This window comes from Micromonospora sp. NPDC004336, from assembly GCF_053602615.1.
On record NZ_JBSGDY010000058.1, the window covers coordinates 11,702 to 33,177 of the forward strand.

General features: G+C 73.2%; 19 protein-coding genes. 10 read left to right on the plus strand and 9 right to left on the minus strand.

The features are described 5' to 3' along the window. Positions 1-8: 8 nt before the first annotated feature. Positions 9-1,355: an extracellular solute-binding protein gene (locus ACWENR_RS14950; protein ID WP_452277550.1), complete on the minus strand. Its 1,347-nt coding sequence runs from the start codon at positions 1,353-1,355 to the stop codon at positions 9-11. Between the two features lie 147 nt (positions 1,356-1,502). After that, positions 1,503-2,588 (minus strand): NYN domain-containing protein, encoded by a 1,086-nt coding sequence (locus ACWENR_RS14955; protein ID WP_452277551.1) that lies wholly within the window; start codon positions 2,586-2,588, stop codon positions 1,503-1,505. A gap of 246 nt (positions 2,589-2,834) precedes the next feature. Here ACWENR_RS14955 and ACWENR_RS14960 point away from each other — a divergent pair, with 246 nt between their 5' ends. After that, a complete protein-coding gene (locus ACWENR_RS14960; RefSeq protein WP_452277552.1) occupies positions 2,835-4,046 on the plus strand; it encodes an endonuclease in 1,212 nt (403 codons plus the stop codon). Positions 4,047-4,221: 175 nt separating this feature from the next. Here the strand turns inward: ACWENR_RS14960 and ACWENR_RS14965 are convergent, their stop codons facing one another. Further along, entirely contained in the window at positions 4,222-5,184 is a 963-nt protein-coding gene (locus tag ACWENR_RS14965) for an ion transporter (RefSeq protein WP_452277553.1), read from the minus strand. Positions 5,185-5,359: 175 nt separating this feature from the next. Beyond that, complete coding sequence (locus ACWENR_RS14970) at positions 5,360-5,992, minus strand: CG0192-related protein (RefSeq protein WP_452277554.1); 633 nt, start codon at positions 5,990-5,992, stop codon at positions 5,360-5,362. Between the two features lie 191 nt (positions 5,993-6,183). On the opposite strand from ACWENR_RS14970, the gene ACWENR_RS14975 reads away from it, so the two are divergent. The 8 genes from ACWENR_RS14975 (at position 6,184) to ACWENR_RS15010 (ending at position 17,020) form a co-directional block, all read left to right on the plus strand. Beyond that, positions 6,184-8,442, plus strand: a complete 2,259-nt coding sequence (locus ACWENR_RS14975) for a catalase (protein WP_452277555.1) — start codon at positions 6,184-6,186, stop codon at positions 8,440-8,442. Between the two features lie 117 nt (positions 8,443-8,559). Then, on the plus strand, positions 8,560-8,952 hold the full coding sequence (locus ACWENR_RS14980) for a hypothetical protein (protein ID WP_452277556.1): 393 nt from the start codon (positions 8,560-8,562) through the stop codon (positions 8,950-8,952). Between the two features lie 110 nt (positions 8,953-9,062). Further along, complete coding sequence (locus ACWENR_RS14985; protein WP_452277557.1) at positions 9,063-10,370, plus strand: helix-turn-helix domain-containing protein; 1,308 nt, start codon at positions 9,063-9,065, stop codon at positions 10,368-10,370. 244 nt (positions 10,371-10,614) lie between these two features. Beyond that, positions 10,615-11,226: a toll/interleukin-1 receptor domain-containing protein gene (locus ACWENR_RS14990; RefSeq protein ID WP_452277558.1), complete on the plus strand. Its 612-nt coding sequence runs from the start codon at positions 10,615-10,617 to the stop codon at positions 11,224-11,226. Beyond that, positions 11,223-13,556 carry a hypothetical protein gene (locus ACWENR_RS14995; RefSeq protein WP_452277559.1) on the plus strand — a complete coding sequence of 778 codons (2,334 nt, stop codon included), beginning with the start codon at positions 11,223-11,225 and terminating at the stop codon, positions 13,554-13,556. Before ACWENR_RS14990 ends, ACWENR_RS14995 begins: the two co-directional genes overlap by 4 nt. Next, on the plus strand, positions 13,543-14,409 hold the full coding sequence (locus ACWENR_RS15000; RefSeq protein WP_452277560.1) for a hypothetical protein: 867 nt from the start codon (positions 13,543-13,545) through the stop codon (positions 14,407-14,409). The genes ACWENR_RS14995 and ACWENR_RS15000 overlap by 14 nt, the downstream gene beginning before the upstream one ends. Positions 14,410-14,603: 194 nt before the next feature. Then, a complete protein-coding gene (locus ACWENR_RS15005; RefSeq protein WP_452277561.1) occupies positions 14,604-15,629 on the plus strand; it encodes an OmpA family protein in 1,026 nt (341 codons plus the stop codon). A gap of 20 nt (positions 15,630-15,649) precedes the next feature. After that, complete coding sequence (locus tag ACWENR_RS15010) at positions 15,650-17,020, plus strand: hypothetical protein (protein ID WP_452277562.1); 1,371 nt, start codon at positions 15,650-15,652, stop codon at positions 17,018-17,020. 53 nt (positions 17,021-17,073) lie between these two features. Here ACWENR_RS15010 and ACWENR_RS15015 read toward each other — a convergent pair whose 3' ends face one another. From ACWENR_RS15015 to ACWENR_RS15035, 5 genes are all read right to left on the minus strand, one after another. Next, the gene (locus ACWENR_RS15015; RefSeq protein ID WP_452277563.1) at positions 17,074-17,394 is read right to left on the minus strand and encodes a hypothetical protein; all 321 of its coding nucleotides are present in this window, start codon (positions 17,392-17,394) and stop codon (positions 17,074-17,076) included. Between the two features lie 31 nt (positions 17,395-17,425). Next, positions 17,426-18,097, minus strand: coding sequence for a M23 family metallopeptidase (locus ACWENR_RS15020; RefSeq protein ID WP_452277564.1), 672 nt, complete (start codon positions 18,095-18,097; stop codon positions 17,426-17,428). A gap of 229 nt (positions 18,098-18,326) precedes the next feature. Continuing rightward, positions 18,327-19,565: an RNA polymerase sigma factor gene (locus ACWENR_RS15025; RefSeq protein ID WP_452277565.1), complete on the minus strand. Its 1,239-nt coding sequence runs from the start codon at positions 19,563-19,565 to the stop codon at positions 18,327-18,329. A gap of 61 nt (positions 19,566-19,626) precedes the next feature. Continuing rightward, complete coding sequence (locus tag ACWENR_RS15030) at positions 19,627-19,992, minus strand: YciI family protein (protein WP_452277566.1); 366 nt, start codon at positions 19,990-19,992, stop codon at positions 19,627-19,629. A gap of 43 nt (positions 19,993-20,035) precedes the next feature. Continuing rightward, positions 20,036-20,671 carry a DUF998 domain-containing protein gene (locus ACWENR_RS15035; protein ID WP_452277567.1) on the minus strand — a complete coding sequence of 212 codons (636 nt, stop codon included), beginning with the start codon at positions 20,669-20,671 and terminating at the stop codon, positions 20,036-20,038. A 152-nt stretch (positions 20,672-20,823) separates the two neighbouring features. Here ACWENR_RS15035 and ACWENR_RS15040 point away from each other — a divergent pair, with 152 nt between their 5' ends. Beyond that, a complete protein-coding gene (locus ACWENR_RS15040; protein ID WP_452277568.1) occupies positions 20,824-21,249 on the plus strand; it encodes a hypothetical protein in 426 nt (141 codons plus the stop codon). Positions 21,250-21,476 lie beyond the last annotated feature (227 nt).

Here is a 21,476-nt window from a genome sequence, read left to right on the forward strand (position 1 = left end):
CCCCGGGCCTACCTCGACGCCTTGTCCAGGGCGGCGGTCGCCTCCTGCTGGGCGCGGGCCAGCGCCTGCGCCGGCTGCGCCTGGCCGGCGAGGACCCGGTTGACGGCGTCCGTCCAGGCCTTGTCGAACTCGGCGCCGGCGGGCGAGGCGGGCATGGCGAACGCGGCGTCCTGCACCGAGCGGATGGTGGCCACCGCGTCGTCGAAGCGCTTGTTGCCGGTGGGCTGGTAGAGCTCGTCGAAGATCCGCTTGTCGGCGGCGACGTTGCCCGTGTAGACGCCGGTGAACGGCTGGCCGGCGGCCCTGCGCGCGTCGGCGCGGGCCTTCGCGGCGGCGACCCAGGTGTCGGTGGCGGTGACCTTCTTCATGAACGCGCAGGCGGCGTCCGGGTTCTTCGCGCCCTTGGGGACGACCCAGGCCTGCCCGGAGGAGAGGGTCACCGGCTTGCCCTGCCGGTCGACGAACGGCTTGACGACCAGCTCGGCCTTCGGGGTGTTCTTGGCGGCCTGGTTGAGGAACCACTCCTCCATCGGCCAGGCGACGATCTGGTTCCTGGCGAGGGGGTTCTGCGCGCCGAAGAAGTCGAAGGTGTCCCGGAAGGACTTGAACTTCCCCCAGCCGCCCTGGTCCTGGATCAGCTTGAGGCCGGTGGTGAGCGCCTCGACCACCTTCGGGTCGTCGAGGTTGGCCTTCGTCCCGTCGGCGGAGATCATGTCGACGCCGTTGGCCCGGGCCCACATCGGCAGGAACTCGGGGATCTTCGGGTCGATGCCGATGCGGGAGAGCCGGCCGCCGGAGACGCCGGCCAGCCTGGCGTTGAGCGCCGGGAGCCCCGCCCAGTTCGCGAGGTCGACGTCGTCGGGGGTCAGCCCCGCCTGCCGCAGCAGCGCCTCGTTGAGATAGACCACCCGGACGCTGGAGAACTCGGGGATGCCGTAGACGGTGCCGTCGAGGGTGACCTGCTCCTTGGCGGCGGGACGGTACTGCCCCATGTCGATGTCCTGCTTCTCGACGCAGTCCGTCAGGGGCTGGACGGAGCCGCGCCTGGCGTACGTGCCGATCAGCTTGCGATCCAGGTAGACCAGATCGGGCGGGTTGCCCGAGGCGACCGCCGAGAGGAACTGCTGCTCGTCGAAGGCCCCCTCGACGATCTTCAGGTCGACGTCCGGGTGGTCGCGCTTGAACGCGTCGACGCGCGTGCCGGCGATCTCGTCGGACAGCCCGAACCCCATCGTGCTCAGGGTCCCCCGGGTGGCCGTGCCCCCGCCCGCGTCGTCGCCCCCGACGCCTCCGCAGCCGCTGACCGCCAGGGCGACCACCCCGACGAGCGCCGCCGCCCGCACCATCCGTGTCATGAGCTACCTCCCGGAAGCCGGCGGGCGGCTCTGCCCGCGCGAGCGCACCTTCTCCGATCCGCGCGGACTTCAAACGTCCAGGAGGGAGCGGCGCCCGGGCGACGGGCACCGGTGGCAGGCGTACGGCGGGCCGGCTCGCGCCGCGGGTCAGGCGGTGCGGGGGGTGAGCAGGTAGTCGTCGGCCTCCGCGCTCCACCGCAGGTCGACCACGCCGCTGGTGGCGGCGGCCTTGCAGAACTGGAGGAAGCTGCGGTAGCCGAGCTTCTTCTCGCTGAAGTCGGGGCGGGCCCGGCGCAGTTGGTTCTTGAGACCGGACAACGCCACCGCCCCCTCGTCGCCCGCCAGGTCCGACACCACCGAGCCGAGCAGCCCGAACGCCACCTCGCGGTCGCCGTGCTCGGGCAGGGAGACCTCGGGGTCGCCCTTGGCGGGCCCCTCCCCCAGCTCGACGACGTTGTGCTGGGCGAGGTGCCGCAGCAGCTCGCCGAAGGTGCGGAAACCGTAGTCGGACTCGCTGAACGTCGGGTCCTTCCGGAGCAGCGTGCGCTTCAGCGTCGAGGCGGTCACCTCGCCGCTGGAGCTGCCCTGGAGGCCGGCGACGGTCTGCGCCACCAGCACGGCGAGCGTGTCCACGTCGCGCGCGGCCTCCTCCTCCGCCGCCGGCTGCGTCTCGGGCTCCTGCTCCGGCTCCGCCGGCGGCAGCTCGGGGCCGGACGGCCGCGCGGGACGGCCGCGCCGGGCCCGCGGCGGGGCGACGTCCACGCCCTCCAGCCGGTCGTAGTAGAGGAACTCGTCGCACGCGGGCGGCAGCAGCGCCGAGGTCGACTTCTCCACCCCGACGCCGATGACGCGCTTGTTCAGCTCGCGGAGCTTGTGCACCAGCGGCGTGAAGTCGCTGTCGCCGGTGCAGATGACGAAGGTCGAGATGTAGCTGCGCTCGAACGCCAGCTCCACCGCGTCGACGGCCATCTTGATGTCGGCGGCGTTCTTGCGCGAGGCGCCCATGCGCTGGGGGATCTCGATGAGCTCGACGTGCGACCGGGTGAGCATCCGGCGGTCCTCGTCGAAGTACGACCAGTCGGCGTACGCCCGGCGCACCACCACCCGGCCGCGCTCGGCCAGGGCGTCCGCGATGGGGCGCAGGTCGAAGGCCGCGCCGCCGAGGTGGTCGCGCGCCCCCAGCGCGAGGTTCTCGTAGTCGAGGAACAGGGCGATGCGGTCCTCTTGATCCACGCACGCCACCCTACGCCCGCCACCGCGCCGGCACCCGGCGACCGGGCGGCCCGGCGCGTGAATTTCCTGGTGCGGGCGCCACAGCGGGCCCCGTCGGTGGCGGTGGGCCGCACCTGTGGGTCGGGCCGGTCAGCACGGACCGCACGGGGCGCGACCCGGGCGTGACCGGGACCGGCGGGGTCGCACCCGCAATGTTGCGCTCCCGCTGTCCCGGCGTTCACCCGCGCCCCACTAGCATCGCTGTCCATGAATACGAAGAGCAGTACCCGCTTCGGGCCCGGCCGGCTCGCGCTGGCCCTCGCGCTGGCCGTCGTGCTGGTGGCGCCCGTGGTGGTGACGACGACGGTGGCGTCCGCCGCCACCACCCTGACCGTGGCCCAGGCGCTCGCCACGCAGGACGGCCGGACGGCGACCGTGACCGGCTACGTGATCGGCCAGCCGACCAGCGCCACGACCGTGCTCCGGTCGGGCTTCACCTCGGACACCGCGATCGCCATCGCCGACACGGCGGCCGAGACCGGCACGAGCAGGATGCTCTACGTCCAGGTCACCACCGCGTACCGGAGCGCCTTCGGGCTGCTCACCAACCCGGGCCTGCGCGGCCAGCGGGTCACCGCCACCGGCACGCTGACCGCGTACTTCAGCCACGGCGGCCTGAAGAGCCCGACGGCGATGAGCCTCGGCGGCAGCACCCCGTCGCCGAGCCAGTCGCCCACGCCGAGCGGGTCGCCGACGCCGAGCCCGACCGGCACCGCGCCCGGCGACGGGTACGACTCCACCTACTACGCCGGCGCGATCGGCAAGACCGGCCCGGCGCTGCGCAGCTCCCTGCACTCGATCATCAAGGTGCACACCAGGCTCTCGTACGACCAGGTGTGGGAGGCGCTGCGGGACACCGACCAGGACCCGGCGAACGCCGACAACGTCGTCCTGCTCTACACCGGCCGGTCGCAGAGCAAGACCAGCAACGGCGGCGGCGTCGACGACTGGAACCGCGAGCACGTCTGGGCCAAGTCGCACGGCGACTTCGGCACGGCCACCGGCCCGGGCACCGACGTCCACCACCTGCGGCCCACCGACGTGTCGGTGAACTCGACGCGCGGCAACAAGGACTTCGACAACGGCGGCAGCCCCGTCGCCGAGGCGCCGGGCTGCTACACCGACGCCGACTCGTGGGAGCCGCGCAACGCGGTCAAGGGCGACGTGGCCCGCATGATCATGTACATGGCGATTCGGTACGAGGGCGCCGACGGCTGGCCCGACCTGGAGCTGAACCAGTCGGTCAACAACGGCAGCGCGCCGTACCACGGCCGGATGTCCGTGCTGCTGCAGTGGAACCAGCTCGACCCGCCGGACGCCTTCGAGAAGCGCCGCAACCAGCGGATCTACGAGCGCTGGCAGGGCAACCGGAACCCGTTCGTCGACCACCCGGAGTGGGCCACGGCCATCTGGGGCTGACCCGTCCACCCACCGCCACGCGGCCGGTCCCCGCACCGGGGGCCGGCCGCGCGGCGGCTCGTCACCAGGCGGTCCGGACGTTCCGCCGGACATGCCCGGCGCGACGGCGCACGGTCGGCGGCTCCGGCCGACCCGCCGGCCCGGACGGTCCGACCGGCGTGCCCGGCGTACAGCCCTACCGGCCGCCGGTGCGTTCGCCGTGGTGGTGGCGGGGCACGCCGTGCCCGTCCTCCCGGTCGATGCGCAACTCGCGTTCCAGCTCGGCGACGACCGCCCGCAGGTCGTCGAGCCGCTGGGTGATAGCGATCCGGTCCACCTCGTCCGGCACGCCGTCGCCGTCCTCGTCGTAGTCCGGCGCCAGCCGCTCGGTCATCTCCAGCCGGCGCGCCTCCTCCATCGAGTTCACGATGACCGCGATCAGGATGTTCAACAGCAGGTTCACCGTGATCATCACGAAGCTGACGTAGTAGAGCAGGGTCCACGGCGACACCGCCATGCCCTGCTCGATGAGGTCCGGCAGGGTCTCCAGCGACAGCAGCACGAACAGCGTCAGCAGCGAACGGCCGATGTCGCCGTACTGCTCCGGATACCGCTCCCCGAAGATCAGCCAGCCCGCCATGCCGTAGACGTAGAGGGTCACCGCGGCCAACGCGAGGAAACCGGCGACACCGGGGATGCTGCGCCACAGCGCCGACACGATCGTGCGCAGTCCCGGGGAGAAGCGCACCAGCCGCAGCACCCGGGCGACCCGCACGAAGCGCAGCAGCGCCGGGTCGCCGTGCAGGCCGGGTATGAAGATCGCCGCCGTCACCAGGAAGTCGAAGACGTTCCAGCCGTGCCGGAAGAAGTCCTGCGGCCGGCGCCCGTACGCCAGCACCCGGACGGCGATCTCGGCGACGAAGACCAGCCGGAAGAGCCACTCGACCCAGCGCAGGGCACGGCCCGTGGCGCCGAGGTCCGGGTACGTCTCGACGCCGAGCACCACCCCGTTGGCCATGATCATCACGACGATGGCCACCTCGAACGGGCGTGACCCGGCGATCCGGGCGCAGCGTTCCGCGACGCTCGTCCGCCCCCGGCCGGCGCCCGTCGACGGGCCGCGCCGCTGCCCGGGCAGGGGCGGGCGGCTCACCGCCACCGCGCCCGCGTACCGCCCCGTGCGGTGGCGAGCCGGTCGTCGAACGGGTGCGGAGCAGGCATGTGGACAGCCTAGATCGCGCCCCCGGGGCGCCCTGCCGCCACGGTCGGGCGTCCGCGTGGCAGCGCCGTCGACGTCGGGACCTCAGCGCGCGGGGGCCCCAGCGCGCGAGGGCTCAGCGCGGGCGGGCGTACGCCAGCGGCAGCGGGGCCGGCTGGCCCTCCCAGGTGCCGGTCAGCACGGCCCCCTCCGGGCGGCTCCCCTCGCCGAGGCAACGGACGACGACCAGGTCGACGGTGTCCGTGACGACGAGCGTCGGGTCGTCGGGCACCACCTGACGCACCGCGCCCACGGTGGGCGCCTCGCCGCCGGACGCGCCGGCGCTGGTGACGGTCATGCTGCGCGGCCGGTGCTCCATCCGGCCGTCGATCTCGATGTACTCCTCCGCCTGAGCGGTGCCGGCGAGCACGGCGCCCGCCAGCGCCGCGGCGTAGACGGGGTCGCCGCACGCGTCGTACACCCAGCGCCGCCCCAGCACCGAGTGCTCGGTGGTGCCGACCAGCCACTCGTCGCCACCGTCGAGGGGGGCGCCCCGGTACGTCAGCGGCACCTGGTGGATCGGCCCGTCGCCGGCCCTGACGAGCAGCGTCTCCATGCCGACCTCGCCGGCCGGGTCGTCGAAGCGGTAGGCCGCCACCCGGACGACGTCCGCGCCGGGCGTTCCCCGGAACCACGGGCGGCCGGGCAGCCACGCCGCCAGGAGTTCGAGTTTGGTCGGACGGAGTTCCGCCTTGTGCAGCAGCGCCATACGTCGAATCGTAGAGGCCGGCTCGCGATCCGCGTGCGCCGCCGCAGGGACGCCGCCCGCGCGCGCCGAGGCGCGCCTCCCAGGAGAGACGCACGTCGCCCATCTCCCGGTGATCGATCCGTTTTTGTCCCCTGTTCCGGGGGTAGGGGCGCAGGGGCCTGCTCCTGTCCGCTCCATGGAAGGACCACCAGATGGATTCCCGCAAGCCCGTCAAGGCGGTCAAGGACGCCGTGGGGGCCGCCGCCGAGAAGGTGGCCGGCGTCCTGACCTCGGAGGTGCCCGGCGCGCCGGGCAGCGCCCCACCGACCGTCGACGAGCCGACCACGCCGCACGACCCGCTGCCGCCCAAGGCCGAGCAGGGCGCCCCCGAGACCCGTACGCCGACCGGCGCGACGACCGGCGCCCCGACGACCGCCAAGGGACAGCAGGGCGCCTTCCTCACCACGTCGCAGGGGGCGCGGCTGCGCGACACCGACCACTCGCTCAAGGCCGGGCCGCGCGGTCCGGTCCTGCTCCAGGACCACCACCTGCGCGAGAAGATCACGCACTTCGACCACGAGCGCATCCCCGAGCGTGTCGTGCACGCGCGCGGGGCCGGGGCGCACGGCGTCTTCGAGGCGTACGGCACGGCCGAGGGCGTGACGAAGGCCGGCTTCCTCAAGAAGGGCCGGACGACGAACGTCTTCGTCCGCTTCTCGACCGTCCTCGGCTCGCGCGGATCGGCCGACACCGTCCGCGACACCCGCGGCTTCGCGACCAAGTTCTACACCGACGAGGGCACCTTCGACCTCGTCGCCAACAACATCCCGGTCTTCTTCATCCAGGACGCCATCAAGTTCCCGGACGTCATCCACGCCGGCAAGCCGCACCCCGACCGGGAGATCCCGCAGGCCCAGAGCGCGCACGACACCTTCTGGGACTTCGTCTCCCTGCACACCGAGGCGCAGCACCACACCATGTGGAACATGTCCGACCGGGGCATCCCGCGTTCGTACCGGATGATGGAGGGCTTCGGCGTCCACACCTTCCGGCTCGTCAACGACGCCGGCGAGACCGCGCTGGTCAAGTTCCACTGGAAGCCGAAGCTGGGCGTGCACTCCCTGACCTGGGAGGAGGCGCAGATGCTCGGCGGCGTGGACCCGGACTTCCACCGCCGGGACCTGTACGACGCGATCGAGGCCGGCGCGTTCCCCGAGTGGGAGCTCGGCCTCCAGGTCTTCCCCGACACCCCCGAGGAGACCTTCGCCGGGATCGACCTGCTCGACCCGACGAAGATCGTGCCCGAGGAGCTGGCGCCGGTGCAGCCCGTCGGCAGGCTGACGCTCAACCGGACGCCGACGAACTTCTTCGCCGAGGTCGAGCAGGTGGCGTTCCACCCCGGCCACCTGCCGCCGGGCATCGACGTCACGAACGACCCGCTGTTGCAGGGCCGGCTGTTCTCCTACGTCGACACGCAGCTGACCCGGCTGGGCGGGCCGAACTTCTCGCAGATCCCGGTGAACCGCCCGCACGCCCCGGTCAACGACATGCTGCGCGACGGCTTCCACCAGCAGGCCGTCCACGCCGGCGTCGCGCCGTACCGGCCGAACTCCCTCGACGGCGGCAACCCGTTCCCCGCGGGTGCCGGCGACGGCGCGTTCGTCGACGTGCCGGTGACGGTTGCGGAGGCGCCCAAGGTACGCGCGAACCCGGTCTCGTTCGACGACCACTTCAGCCAGGCCCGCCTGTTCTGGCTGAGCATGTCGCCGGTCGAGAAGGAGCACATCATCCGCGCGTACACCTTCGAGCTCGGCAAGTGCTACCACCAGGCGATCAGGGAACGCCAGCTCCGGTGCCTGGCCAACATCGACCCGGTGCTGTGCGCCGAGGTCGCCACCGGCCTGGGCCTGCCCGCGCCGGAGCCCACCGTGCCGGTCGCCGACGTCGCGCCCAGCGCCGCGCTGTCGCAGGTCGGCAGGCAGTGGCCGGCCGACGGCCGGATGGTGGGGATCGTCGTGGACCCCACCCGCCTCGACGACGTGGGCGAGGTGCGGCGGGCGGTGTTCGCCGCCGGCATGGTGCCGCTCCTGATCGCCCCGCACGGCGGCACGGTCGGTGACCTGCCTGTGCAGCGGACCTTCGCCACCGGGCGGTCGGTCGAGTTCGACGTGCTCCTGGTCGCCGGGGCACCGGCACCGGCGCCGGACGCGCTGCCCGCCCGCGACGCCAAGGCGGGCGCGGCCGACTCGGCGAACGTGGATCCGCGCGTGCTGCTCCTGGTCGAGGAGTGCTGGCGGCACGCCAAGGCGATCGGCGCGTGGGGCGCCGGCGTCACCGTGCTGCGGCAGGCGGGGGTGGCCGGCACGCCCGGCGTCGTCACGGGCGACTCCGGAGGCGACGTCCTCGCCGCCGTGCAGCGGCTGACGGCCACGCACCGGGTCTGGGAACGGTTCCCCGCCACGGTCGCCTGACGCACCCGTACGCCACGAGGGGCCGTCCTCCGCCACGCCGGCGAGGGCGGCCCCTCGTGGTCGGCGACCGCGCCCGGGTGGCCGCCCCGGGTTGATGATGGCTGGGAGAATCGTGCGGTGGCCGAGGAAGCGTACCTGCAGATGATCCAGTCGGTGATCACCCGGTTGGCGACCCAGTCGACAGCGGTGAAGACCTGGTGCGTGACGGTGACGGCGGCCCTGCTCGGGTTCGGGGCGAAGGCCGAGACGGCCATCGTCGTGTTCATCGCGTTCTACGTCATCGTCGCCTTCGCCGTGCTCGACGCCTACTACCTCTGCCTGGAACGCGCATACCGCATTCTCTATCGCGACGCTGTCAGCCAGCCGACTGCGAGCTGGACGCTCACGATAAATGGGCCGGGGCTCGCCGATGTCCTCCGCGGGCTACGCAGTCCGTCGATCGCACTGGTCTACGGATCATCCATTCTGGCGATTCTCGGCGTCGGTACCTATGTCGCGCTCGCCGGTTGAGGCACACCTTCACTGGCCGATCGGGCAACCGCTCTCGACCGCGTCACCCGTCGCCACTACCGTTGTCCGCGTCCCTTTCCGGCTGTGCGACGGAAACACGGTGACCCGGCATGGAAGAAAACCCGTCCAGTCCGCATAATTTCGGCGACGAGCTGCGCCGGCTCCGCCTGGAGTCGGGGTATTCGTTGAGTGATCTCGCCCGCGAGATCAATTACACCAAGGGGCACCTCTCGAAGATCGAGTCGGGGCACAAGCGACCCAGCCTCGAGATGGCCCGACTCTGCGACGCGTTCTTCGCCGCCGATGGCACGCTCCTCCGGCTCGTCTCGGCGCGGCGCGCGCCCGAGGCCGGCGACACCGCCGGAGCGGATCGGAGGGACGAGGGATTGACCATTCACACCCGTCCAGACGGCTCAGGCGAGTTCCACGCGGTCAGCCGCCGCGCGCTGCTCGCCTCCGGCACCGTGGCGATGATGTCCTGGACGGCCCGCCCGGTGGCCGCCGCACCGCCGGCCGCGGTCCTCCAGGACGGTTTCGACGCCTACCGCCGCCAGTTGACCAACCTTCGGGCACTCGGCCAGACCAGCCCGCCGGCCGAGGTCTTTCCGCAGGCCGCAGCGGTGGTGAGCGCGCTGCGCGGTCGCGCCGTGCGGGCGTCCGGCACCGAGCGGGCGCAGGCGCTCTTCCTGGCGGCGCGGTTCGCCGAGTACGCGGGCTGGATGGCCCAGGAGAACGGCGACGACACCACCTCCACCTGGTGGACGGCGCTCGCGGTCGAGCTGGCCGAGGCGGGCGACGACCCCGAGATGGCGGGCTACGCACTGGTTCGCGCAGCCGAGATCGCGCTCTACCGGCAGGACGCGATCGGCGTGCTGGACGCCGGCCAGGCGGCGCTGGCCCGGCCCGCCGGGGCGCGGGTGCGGGCCTTCGCGCTCCAGCGGATCGCGCAGGGCCACGCCCTCGCCGGTGACGAGGTCCGCTGCCTGCGCGCGCTCGACCAGGCCGAGGAGCTGGTCGACTCGATCGGCGTCGAGGCCGGCGCCGGGCCGCCGCTGGGCACCAGCACTGTCCACAACCCGATTCCGTTCGTCCGCGGCTGGTGCCTGCACGACCTGGGCAGGCCGGCGAGGGCCGCCGAGGTGCTCGTGCCCGAGTTCGACCGCATCCCGGCGTCGGCGTTCCGCGCGCGGGCCCGCTACGGCGCGCGGCTGGCGCTGGCGCTGGCCAGCCGGCGGCAGCTGGACCACGCGTGCGCCGTGGCCGAACAGACGATCGCCGCGGCCCAGCTGGTGGACTCCGCCACCGTCCGGGTCGACCTCCGCCTCCTGCGGCGGACCCTCGGTCGCTGGCGGGACGCGCCCGAGGTCCGCCGGACGAACCAGGGCCTGACCTCCGTGCTGCATCTCGGCGGCAACTGACGACAACGATCCGGCAGAGCACGCGGTCCCCGGTGTTCCGTTGTCTGTCCGATCAGCCGAGGGAAACGCCATTGTGCTTCCTCGATGGTTGGTGAAACTCTTATTCCGCCGACCCGATTGACGCAACGGCCGCGGCTCGGCATGCGACCCGAGGCACTCTTCACCGCAGTTTCTTCGACCTGTCCGACCGATGACGACACCTACTCATCGGTCGGACCGTCAACCTCTTCGAAAGGCGGGGCCGATGGCCGGCGCATTCATCAATTACCGGACGGGCGACGGCCACGACAAGGCCGCGCTACTCAACGAGAGGCTGTGCGCCATCTTCGGCAAGGAGCGGGTCTTTCTCGACTCCACCTCCCTCCCGCCCGGTCGACCGTTTCCGCCGGAGTTGGAGCGGCGGCTGAGCGAGAGCACGGTCCTGCTCGTGCTCATCGGCGGGAAGTGGCTCGACGCCCGGGACGCGAACGGACTCCGACGGATCGACGACCCCGACGACTACGTGCGCCACGAGATCCGCGAATCGATCAAGCGGCAGAAGGTCGTGCTTCCGGTCCTGCTCGACGGGGCGCCCCTGCCGTCCCCCGTGGACCTGCCCGGGGACATCGTCGACCTGCCGAGCTTCCAGTACCGGCACCTGCGCACGCGCGAGGAGGCCAAGGACCTCGACGAGATCGTCGCGGTCCTGCGTCGGGACATCCCGGTGCCCCAGCGGCCGAGCGACACGGCGGTCACCACGAACAATTCGTACGCGCCGAACGGCGCCGCCGCCAGCGGCTCCAACGCGTCGGCCGTCTACAACCACAACGCCCCGGGGTCGCGGGCGGACCGCTTCGACGCGGGCGGGCACGAATGAGCGAGGCACCCGACCGCCCGGAGCCGGCCGGCGACACGGAGCTGCCCGGCACTGCGCCACCCGCCGTCGCAGAGCCGCCGGCGCCCCCTACGGCCCAGGCGGCGCTGCCGAGCGCGCCGGAAGGGCCGCCCGTGCCCGCCCAGCGCCGCCCCGAGCCGCCGTCCGTACGACCTGCGGACGAGCCGGTGGCCGAGAAGGTCCGCAAGGACTTCGACGCCGAGTCGACAAAGGGAAAGCAGCCGACCGCGCCCGGCGCGATGGACGACGACGACAGGGTCGACTACGACCCCGAGGAGCAGCAGCAGCGCGAACGCTTCCAGAAGAACCAGAGCAGGGCGGACCGTGGCGCGGCGGCCTCCGGGCCGAACGCCCGGGCGTACTACCACGACCGCCGCGTCTACCACGCCTACTTCGGCGGCCGGAAGTTCACCGTCCAGTACGGCGTGTTCGGTCCGGCGTACGTCGCGGCGGAGGTGCGCACCTACGTGGCCGTACCGAACGTCGAGGTGATGCGGGAGGCGCTCGGGAGGCAGCACCTCATCCGCCTCTGCGGCGAGGTCGGCAGCGGCCGCCGGACCACGGCGATCAAGCTCCTCGACGAGGTCGGCTGCCTGCGCGACCGGATCGGCACGGTCGAGGTCGACGACGACCTGATCTTCTCCGTGCTCGCGGAGGACTGCGTGATGGAGCGCGGCGCCGGCATCATCATCGACCGCGACGACCGTCCGATGCGGGACGGGGCGGTCGACGCCCTGCGCCGGCGGGCCCGGGACACGGGTGCCTTCGTCGTCATCCTGGACAGCACCGAGCGCGCGAACGCGGAGGCCTCCTTCGCGCACGAGCGTCCCGACCACCAGGAGGTGCTGCGACGCCACCTCTGGGTGCTGCTGGCCAGCGGCGCGACCCCGGCACGGACGCGGGACGCGGACCAGGCCGACCGGGCCTACCACGACAGGGCCGTCCAGCACCCCGCCGTGGCCAGCCGGATCCGGCTGGCCAGCTCGGTTCGCTACGTGGTCCGGCTCGCCGAACACCTCGCGGGCAACCCGGACCGGGAGGGCGACCTCGACCAGCTGCTGGCCGACTGGGACAACCAGTCCCGCAAGCTCGCGAAGGACATCCTCGCCCCCGCCGAGGAGAGCGCGGAGAAGGCATACCTGATACCGCACCGGCAGGCGTTCCGGATCGCGTACGCGGTCTTCGCCGGCCATCCGCTCTCCGACGTGTTCCACGCCGGCGAGCTGCTCAGCCAGCAGATCATCCCGCTCTACGAGACCCGCGGCACCACACCGGACCGGCTCATCTTCGACGGCAACATCGACAGGCTGATCCACCCGTCGATGGTGGCGCCCGCCCGGGGCGACGAGCAGCGGCCGGGCCCGCGCTGCGCCGAACTGGCCGACGAGACCCTGATCCGGGCGATCCTCGACGTCGCCTGGCACGACTACGACGCGCTGCGCGGCCCGCTCATGACCTGGCTGATGGTGCTGGCCGGGAACCGTTCCTGGAAGGTCCGGTTGCGCGCCGCGCAGATCGTCGGGATCCTGGCCGGCTTCGACTTCGACCAGGTCTACCGCGTCCTGATCGGGGTCTGGGCCCGCTGGCAGGCGACCTACCGGCGCTCGGCGGCCCTGGCCATGGACATGGCCTACGTGGACGCCCGGCTCACCCGCCGCGTGCGGCAGCGGGTGTACGACTGGTCGCGCAGCCCCGACCCGCTGCTGCAGGACAGCGCGGCCCGCGTCTACGGCATGCGGCTGGGCGAGGAGGACGTCCCCCGTGCCGTCCGCGAGCTGGCCCGGATGGGCCGCCAACCCGAGCTGGCCGCCAGCAGCTCGGTCGCCGCGGCGATGAGCATGCTCTTCCTCGCTGGCGCCACCGACGACGTGATGGACGAGCTGGCGGACTGGGTGGCGTCGCCCAACGAGCACCTGCCGCAGCACGCCGTACGGGCCCTGGTGATCCTCGCCCGCCAGCCCGGCAGCGTCGATCGGCAGGGCTGGCCCGCGCTGCCCGAACTCGCCGAGCGCCGGGAACGGTGGCAGCGCGCCCTGGTGGACCTGTGGCGCAACGCGCTCACCAACGCCGAGACCTCACGTCGCGCCTGGGACCCGATGCGCAAGTGGCTGCTCGCCGCCGACCACGACGAGAAGCTCCGGGCCTTCGTCGAGTCGCTGGCGATGGAGATCTTCGCGAGCCCGCTGGACAGCCGGGCCCGCTTCAACCTCCGGCTCTGGCGGAACCGCCATCCGGACGCGGTGCTCATCGCCGCACTCATCCGCCGGCTCGCGCCGGGAACGACTCGGGAGGCAACCGATGGAGAGAGCTGACGGCTTCTTCCGCCGACTCTGGCGCACGATCCGGGGTGACGGCGGCGATCGGGCCCCCGTTGCGCCCAGGCCCGCGGAGGTCTACGAGCCCCCGGCGAGCGACGCGCCGCTCGTCGTACCGGCCAGGGGCGACGTCTACGACTTCCACGTCTTCGTGCACCTGCGGTGGGACAGCCCGTCCCGGCACTTCGACATCTACGAGATCGAGGAGGAGGCGGCCACGTACCAGGACGTCGCGCGGGAACGGACGATGCAGACGGTGTGGCGCCATGCCCGGTCGCTCGACCCGCTCGACCCGGCGGGAGCCGAGCTGGTGCTCGACGACGCGCTCGGCACCGGCTTCTGCTGGCCGAAGGCGAGCCCGGACCTGCGGTGCCGCCCGTCGGTGCGGGTGTTGATGGATCCTCGGCTGCGCGAGCAGAAGGCCCCGCTGGAGCTGCGGCGCGTCGAGCAGCAGTTGGCGATGGCGCGCGACGAGGTGGTCCGGGCCCGCACCGAGCAGTGGCTGCGCGGGTTCCAGGAGCTGGAGCAGTTCCAGCACCTCGGCAAGGACGAGCGGCAGTTCCTGCTCCCGTTCGCCGCCAGCCTCGTCGACGGCGAACTCGCGGCGGTGACCAGCGCCCTCGCCGGCGAGCGGCGGGCCCGGTACGACGAACTGGTCGGGGTGCTCGCCCAGGCCGTACGCGACCACGAGCGGGTCGGCCTGTTCGAGTTCGCGAACGCGTACGACAAGGCGCTGCGCGCGTTCTGCCGGCAGATGGGCGTCGACCTGGGCAAGTGGCACCTCGCCGACTTCGGCGAAGCGGTCGAGCCCGTCGAGCTGGGGGACGGGCACGCGGGAGCCCCACGGTGATCGGGGGGCGCCGGAACGCGGCGCTTGCCGTCGTGCTGCTGCTCGCCGTCGCGCCGGTCGCCGGCTGCAGGCACGACGACCCTGGACCATCGCCGTGCGGGTGGCTGGCCGAGTCGCCGCGGTCGGGGGCCGGACGGCTGGCCGTTCTCGTCGACGTCTCCGCCTCTACCCGGTCCGCGTCCGGGGTGGGCTCCGTGGACTATCCGCCCGCCCTCCGCGAGGAGATCGAACGGGCCGTCACGGACCAGCGGACGGTCGCCCTCTCCGCGTTCGGCGGCCCCGCCAGCGACCTCAGCCTGACAATCCGGTCGACCAACTGGAAGGAGCAGGCCAGGAACGCGGCGAACCAGGCCGGCAAGCGGGAGGACGCGCGCGACTGCCTGACCGACGACGTACGGCAGGTCCAGCAGGTCCAGCCCACGGGGGGCGGCACCGACGTCCTGCGCGCGGTCAGTCAGGCCTCCGCGTGGCTGCGCATGGACTCGACGGCCCCCTCCCGGCACCTGGTGATCGCGACCGACGGGCTGGTGACCCACGGCTGCGCCGACCTCACCCGCTCCAGGTTCCGCGGACAGCCCGAGATCGACGCCATCGCCGGAGAGTGCCTGAAGGGCGAGATCCAGCCGAAGGAACTCGACGGCATCGCCGTCACCATGATCGGCGTCGGACATCCCGCCGCCGATCAACCGATCCCCGGTACGGCACAGGCGGCCTGGCTGCGGACGCTGTGGGCCCGCCTCTGCGCCGAGGCGGGCGGGACCTGCGCTCCCGACGCGGGCGCGGTGCCTCGCAGCACGGCGGCCGGGCCGACGGCCGGGACCGCCGCGGGCGCCCAGGACCCCCCGGTGAGCTTCGGTCCGGACCTGACGAGCTTCTCCGTTCCCGGGGCGCTCTTCGACACCGGCAGGTGGACGCTCCGCCCGGAGGCGGCCCGGGTGCTGACCCGGATCGCCGTGCAGATCAGGTCCAAGCCCTACACGAAAGTCGTCGTCGAGGGGTACGCCGACCCGCGGGCCGGCGGGGACGTGGACAACCAGACCCTGTCCGAGAACCGGGCGCGGGCGGTCGCGGAGGCGCTCGCCGCCGACGGGGTGCGGTCCCCGCAGCCGAGGGGCATGGGCCCGACCACCACGTGCTTCGACGGCACCGCTGTCGCACCGGGCGACAACTCCGACGCGGCGCTGCAGTGCCTGCGCCGCGTCGACATCACCGCGAGCTGAACGATTCTGTGGAGGATCGCATGGCGGAGGGCAGCACTCGGACCAACGGTCGCAGACCGAGATGGGTCGCACCCGCATCGTGCGCCGGCGCACCCGGCGACCCGATCGGCCTCGGCCCGACCCGCTACAGCGAGGAGAATCCGAACGACCTCGAGGCGGCCGCGCTGCTGCGGGCGTTCACCGCCGGGAACGCCTCCCTGCGGCACTCGCAGGAAGCGGTCAACACGGCGGGCGCCGACATGGTCACCCGCTACCACCTGGCGCGGGCCCGGATCGACGACGTCAACCGCTTCCGGGCGGTCGGCAGCGTCGTCGAGGCGTGCGAGGAGAACGACCGGATCGTGCGGCGGCACACCGGGGACGGTCCCGAGGACCGCCGCAGGCGCCTGATGCCGCCGAAGCTGCTCTGGGTCGTGCTCGGTGTGTCGGCGCTCTTCGACGCCTCCTTCATCGGCGACCTGATGCAGCAGATCTTCGACGTGGACTGGAGGCATCCGCTCTACTACTTCGCCTATCTGCCGGGCATCGGCATCGCGGTCTGCCTCTACGCATCCGGGGTGGCCCTGGCGACGCACCTCTTCCGGCGCCAGGACAGGCTGAGCCGGCGCCGGAGGGTGGCGCCGCTCAACCCCGCCGTGGCGCTGCGCCGCCTGTTCTGGGACTGGCGGCCCGAGCCCCTGGAGCGGCGGGCGGACGACCTGCCCTGGTCGCGTCTGCCCGGCCCGGTCCTGGCCGCCTCGCTGGTCCTGGCGCTGCTCGGTGTCGCCGCGTTGGTCCGCGCGCAGTACGCGGCCGACGAGTTCGACAGCCTGGCGATCTTCCAGCCGGTCTTCGTGGTGCTGCTCATCCTGCTGAGCGTCGGCGCCATCGCGATCAAGGTGCAGTCGCACAACCCGTACGCGGACAGCAGCGAGCGTGCCCGCGACAAGGTCAGGACCGCCGACAGGCAGGCCGCCGACCTGATCGGGGAGGCGCGTGACGCGGTGGCGGCGCACGCGAAGGCCTGGAACGCGCTCCGGTCGTCGATCTCCACCGCCACGGCGACGGCCCGCGAGGTCGTGGAGGAGGCCTGCGCCGTCATGCTGGAGACCCGGGGCCGCCGGACGCCCCGCGACAGGGTCGACATCGACCTGCCGCTGCTCTGGCTCGCCTGGCCGACGGAGAACGACGCCGGACCCCGGGCGGACACCCAACTCCCCGGCCTCGACCTCGGGCTCCTCGACTACGCGACCGACGTCGCCGAGCGCTACGAGCCCAAGGAGCTTGACCGGCGCCTGCAGGAGGCGATCGACAGGTTGAACGGCCAGTTCGAGCTGGATCGCCGCGCCGCCGACGGTCAGGCGGGCACGCGGGACGAGCCGGGGGGCGCCACGGGCACCGAGGAGCGCTGAGCCCGCACCGGGCGCGGGCACGGGGCTCCTCTCCGGGCCCGCGCCCGGTGCCGTCACCGGTCGTACACCGTCACGGCGATGTCGCGCTCGCAGAGCGTACGCACGACGATCGGTTCCATCCGGGTCCAGGTGCCGCCGGCGAGCCCGCAGCCGATCCTGGGCATGTGCACGGACGCTGCCAGCGCCTGCGCGTGGTCGGCGAGCGACGTCAGGCAGCGCTCGGGCTGCGGCCAGCGCCGGGAGACGGCCAGCACGAAGCCCTTGCCCCAGCCGCCCGCGTCGTTGCAGACGTGCGCGATCACCTTCGGCCCCTTGGCCTGCGGGCTGGTCGCGTCGCCCTTGATGATCCTCAGCGGGGTCACGCCGGTCAGCATGCCAGCCGCGTACGACGTTCTCGGCCGATCGTCAGCGCCCGGGCGGGCAGTTGTTGCTCTTGCGCTTGACGGTGTATTCGGTGTCGTCGTGGGTGATGCCGGAGGGGGCGCCGTCGAAGTGGCTCTCGACCTTCTCCCAGCCCCGGCGCTGCTCGTAGTGCAGGTGCGGCGCGCCGGAGTTGCCGGTGCTGCCGAGCCGCCCGATCTGCTCGCCCTGGGCGACCCGTTGACCGACCCGCACCAGCGGCGGTTCGAGCAGGTGCAGGTACTGCGTCTCCCACTTGCCGCCGTGGTCGATCTTCACCCAGTAGCCGCCGCCCCGGCCGCGCGGGCCGCTCGGGTTGTCGGGGGTACGGCCGCCCAGCGACCCGTTGATCCCCGCCACCGTCACGGTGCCGGCGTAGGACGCGAGCACCGGTCGGCCCCACGCCTCGCCCTCGGTGGGGAACAGGTCGACGTCGTAGTCGTCGTGGCCGGGATAGGTGCCGAGCTGCCAGGTCTCGCCGCAGGCGACGGGAAGCTGGAAGAGCGGGCGCGGGCCCGCCGGGCGCAGCAGCGGCACGACGACCACGGCGCAGACGTAGACGACGGCGGCGAGCACGGTCGCGACCGCGCCGATCAGGATGGCCCTGCGGGCACGACGGGGGGCGCGGCGGTGGCTGCGGGGGGTGGTCGGCTGGCCGGTCGTCACCGTCCAGAGCATGGCAGACGCCGGCAAGGCGTCCGCTGTCGGACGACCCGCGCCCGGCGGCCCGCGCCCACCCGGAGGCGGTCGCCCGCGCCACCGGGCCGGGCCGGGCCGGGCCGAGAATTCGCTGGCGGCCCGCGTCCCACCCAGGGGTGGCCGGGCCGAGAATCCCGGTGGCGGCCCGCGTCCCACCGGGGGGGGTGGCCGGCCCGGGCGGGGCCGCGCCGTCGGGAGGCTGGCGCCATCAGCCGAGGCGGTCGGCCCGCTCCAGCAGGTAGCGCCGCTCGACCTGGTTCTCCGTCAGGGCGGCCGCCTGGCGGTAGAGCGTCGCCGCGCCGGCCGCGTCGCCGGTCTCCTGGAGCAGGTGGGCGCGCACCGCGCGTTCCCGCTGCCGGGTCAGTGGCTCCCGGTCGAGCCGGAAGCGCCGGTTCAGGTCGTCGAGCAGCGCCAGCCCCCGGGCCGGCCCGTACGCCCGGGACACCGCCACCACCCGGCTCAGCCGCACCGGCGCGGAGGGCGCGAGCCGCTCCAGCCACAGGTACAGCGCCGCGATCTGCGGCCAGTCCGTCCGCTCGGGCGCCCCTGCCGCGGCGTGCACGGCGGCGATCGCCGCCTGCAACTGGTACGGGCCCACCTCGTGCCGGTTCCAGACGCCGTCGATCAGTGCGGTGCCCTCGCGGATCAGGGCGGGGTCCCAGCGCGTCCGGTCCTGCTCGTCCAACGGCACCAACTCGTCGTCGCCGCCGGTGCGGGCGGCCCGCCGCGACTCGGTGAGCAGCATCAGCGCGAGCAGGCCGGTCACCTCGGCATCGTCGGGCACGGCGGCGTGGAGCATCCGCGTCAGCCGGATCGCCTCGCGGGTCAGGTCGACGCGGGCGAGCTCTTCGCCGGCCGACGCCGTGTAACCCTCGTTGAAGATCAGGTACAGCACCCGCGTCACGGCGGTCGTCCGGCTGTCCCGGTCGGCGTCGGTCGGTGGGGTGAAGCGGGCACCGGCGCGGGTCAGTCGCTGCTTGGCGCGGCTGATGCGCGTAGCCATTGTGGCCTCGGTCGTGCCGTGGGCGTGCGCGATCTCGGCGGTCGTCAGGCCGCCCACGGCGCGCAGCGTCAGCGCCACCTGGGAGGTGGGGCTCAGCGCCGGGTGGCAGCAGAGCAGCAGGGTGAGGCTGTCGTCGACCTCCTGCGGGGCGGACGGCCGGCGGGCCGGCTCCCGCATGGCCAGCTCGGCCGTTCCGACCTCCTGCTCGCGGCGACGGCGGGCCTGGTCGGAGCGGAGCATGTCGACCATCCGGCGGTAGCCGACCCGGATGAGCCAGCCGCGCGGGTCCGCCGGCACGCCGTCGGCCGGCCAGGCCCGGCTCGCGGTGAGCAGCGCCTCCTGCGTCGCGTCCTCGGCGATGTCGAAGCGGCCGAACCGGCGCACCAGCGCGCCGAGCACCTGCGGCGCCTCCGTGCGCAGCAGGTCCTCGACGTACGCGGTCACGCCGGACCCGCCTCTCCCGCGCGGCGCGCCGGCCGTGCGGGACGCCGGTGGACGCGCCGCGTCATGCCGCGAAGTCCGCGCCCATGATCGGCCGAACCTCGATCGGCTCGCCGAGCACCTCGACGATCCGCGCGGCGATCTCGACAGCCCGCTCGTGGCTGGCCACGTCGATCACCGCGAAGCTGGCCAGGACCTCCTTGAGCTCGGCGAACGGTCCGTCGGTCGCGACGACGCCGTCGCCGGTACGCCGGACGGTGGTGCTGACCGCCGGGTGGCCGAGGCCCTCGCTGCCGACGAACTCCCCGGTCCCGACGAGCTCCCGCTCGAACTCCTGGTACGCGGCGAAGGCGGCCATCGCCTCCTCGGACGGGGTGTCGGCGGCGTCCCAGGCGGCGGTCGGCGTGTAGCCGAGGAGCAGGTACTTCATGGTCGTTCCCATCGTGGTCGGTGTCGGTCGAGACTAGCCATGCTCAGGCGTGGCGGCGCAACGACAGCGCGAGCACGGTCGTCCAGGAGAACGCGACCAGGCCGTTGACGGCGACCTGGATGCTCGTGTGCTCCGGCGACACGGGCGTGAGCAGGACGAGCGCCACGATGCCGTGCGCCACGGCCGGCAGCGCGCGCCGGTGGCGGACGCACCGGACGACCGACACGACGGCGGCGACGGCCAGCGCCGTGAAGGCGACGGCTGCGGCGGTCGAGTGCGCGACGCCGTGCCAGGACATCCGCGCGACCGGCCCCTCGGGGGTGCCGGCCGGGAAGCCGTGCTCCGGATCCATCGGGAACACCCCGGCGGCGACCAACCCGACACCGAAGATCCCGACGAGGATCGGCAGTGCCCGCCGACCGACGCCGACGGTGAGCGTCCGCCGGATGCCGGCGGCCAGCGCCGTGGCGCCGAGTCCGGCGAGCACGAACGTCGCGATCTGGATCCAGCCGAGGTCGCCGGTGGAGAGCTGGCTGATCGGATGCCGGGTGATGTCGAAGCCCTCCCGGGTGAGCAGCTGGGCGACGGCCGAGGTGAAGAAGACCGGGCCGGCAAGTGCGCCGGCGAGGAGCAGGCGATCGGGCCGGGGGCGGGCGGCGGAAACGGCGAGGGTGGCCATGACTTCCTCCTCTGAGCGGGGTCACTGCCGACACCTCGGAGCCGGTGCGCGAGCTTCGACGCCGCTCGCTTGTGACCGTCGTCACGGCGTGTGGTTGTCGAGGATCGGGGGCCGGCTCCGAGGTACCGGCAAGCACCCACCAAGGAGGAAAGATGTCCGAGACTCACCAGCCGAGCGCCGAGCTCAAGGCCCTGGACCGCCTGGTCGGCACCTGGGCGGTCACCGGCGGCGCCGAGGGAACCGTGACGTACGAGTGGATGGAAGGCGGGTTCTTCCTGCTCCAGCGGGTCGCGCTCACCCAGTTCGGCCAGCCCGTCACCGGCCTGGAGGTGATCGGGAACCTGCGCCCGTTCGGCGAACCGGTCGGCGCGGACGTGGTGTCGCGGTTCTACGACTCGACCGGCAACACCCTCGACTACGTCTACGAGCTGACCGGCGACACGTTGACCATCTGGGGCGGCGCGAAGGGCAGCCCGGCCTACTACCGGGGCACGTTCGGCGCTGACGGCACCACGGTCACCGGCGAGTGGGTCTACCCCGGCGGGGGCGGTTACCCCTCGACCATGACGCGGGTCTGACGTCGACCGCGCGCCGACCGGGTGCCGGTGGCCCTCCCCCGACCATGGAGGGCCACCGCTCCCCCGGCCGGCGCGCGCCATCGTTCCCCGGCCCGGCCCGGCCCGGGGCGGCGCGGGGCGGCCCCCCGCCGGGGGGGGGCGGGGGCCGGGCCCCGGAGTGGGAGGGGGGGGGCGGGGCGGGGGGGGGGCGGGACCCAGAGGGGGAGGGGGGCGGGGTGGGGGATGGT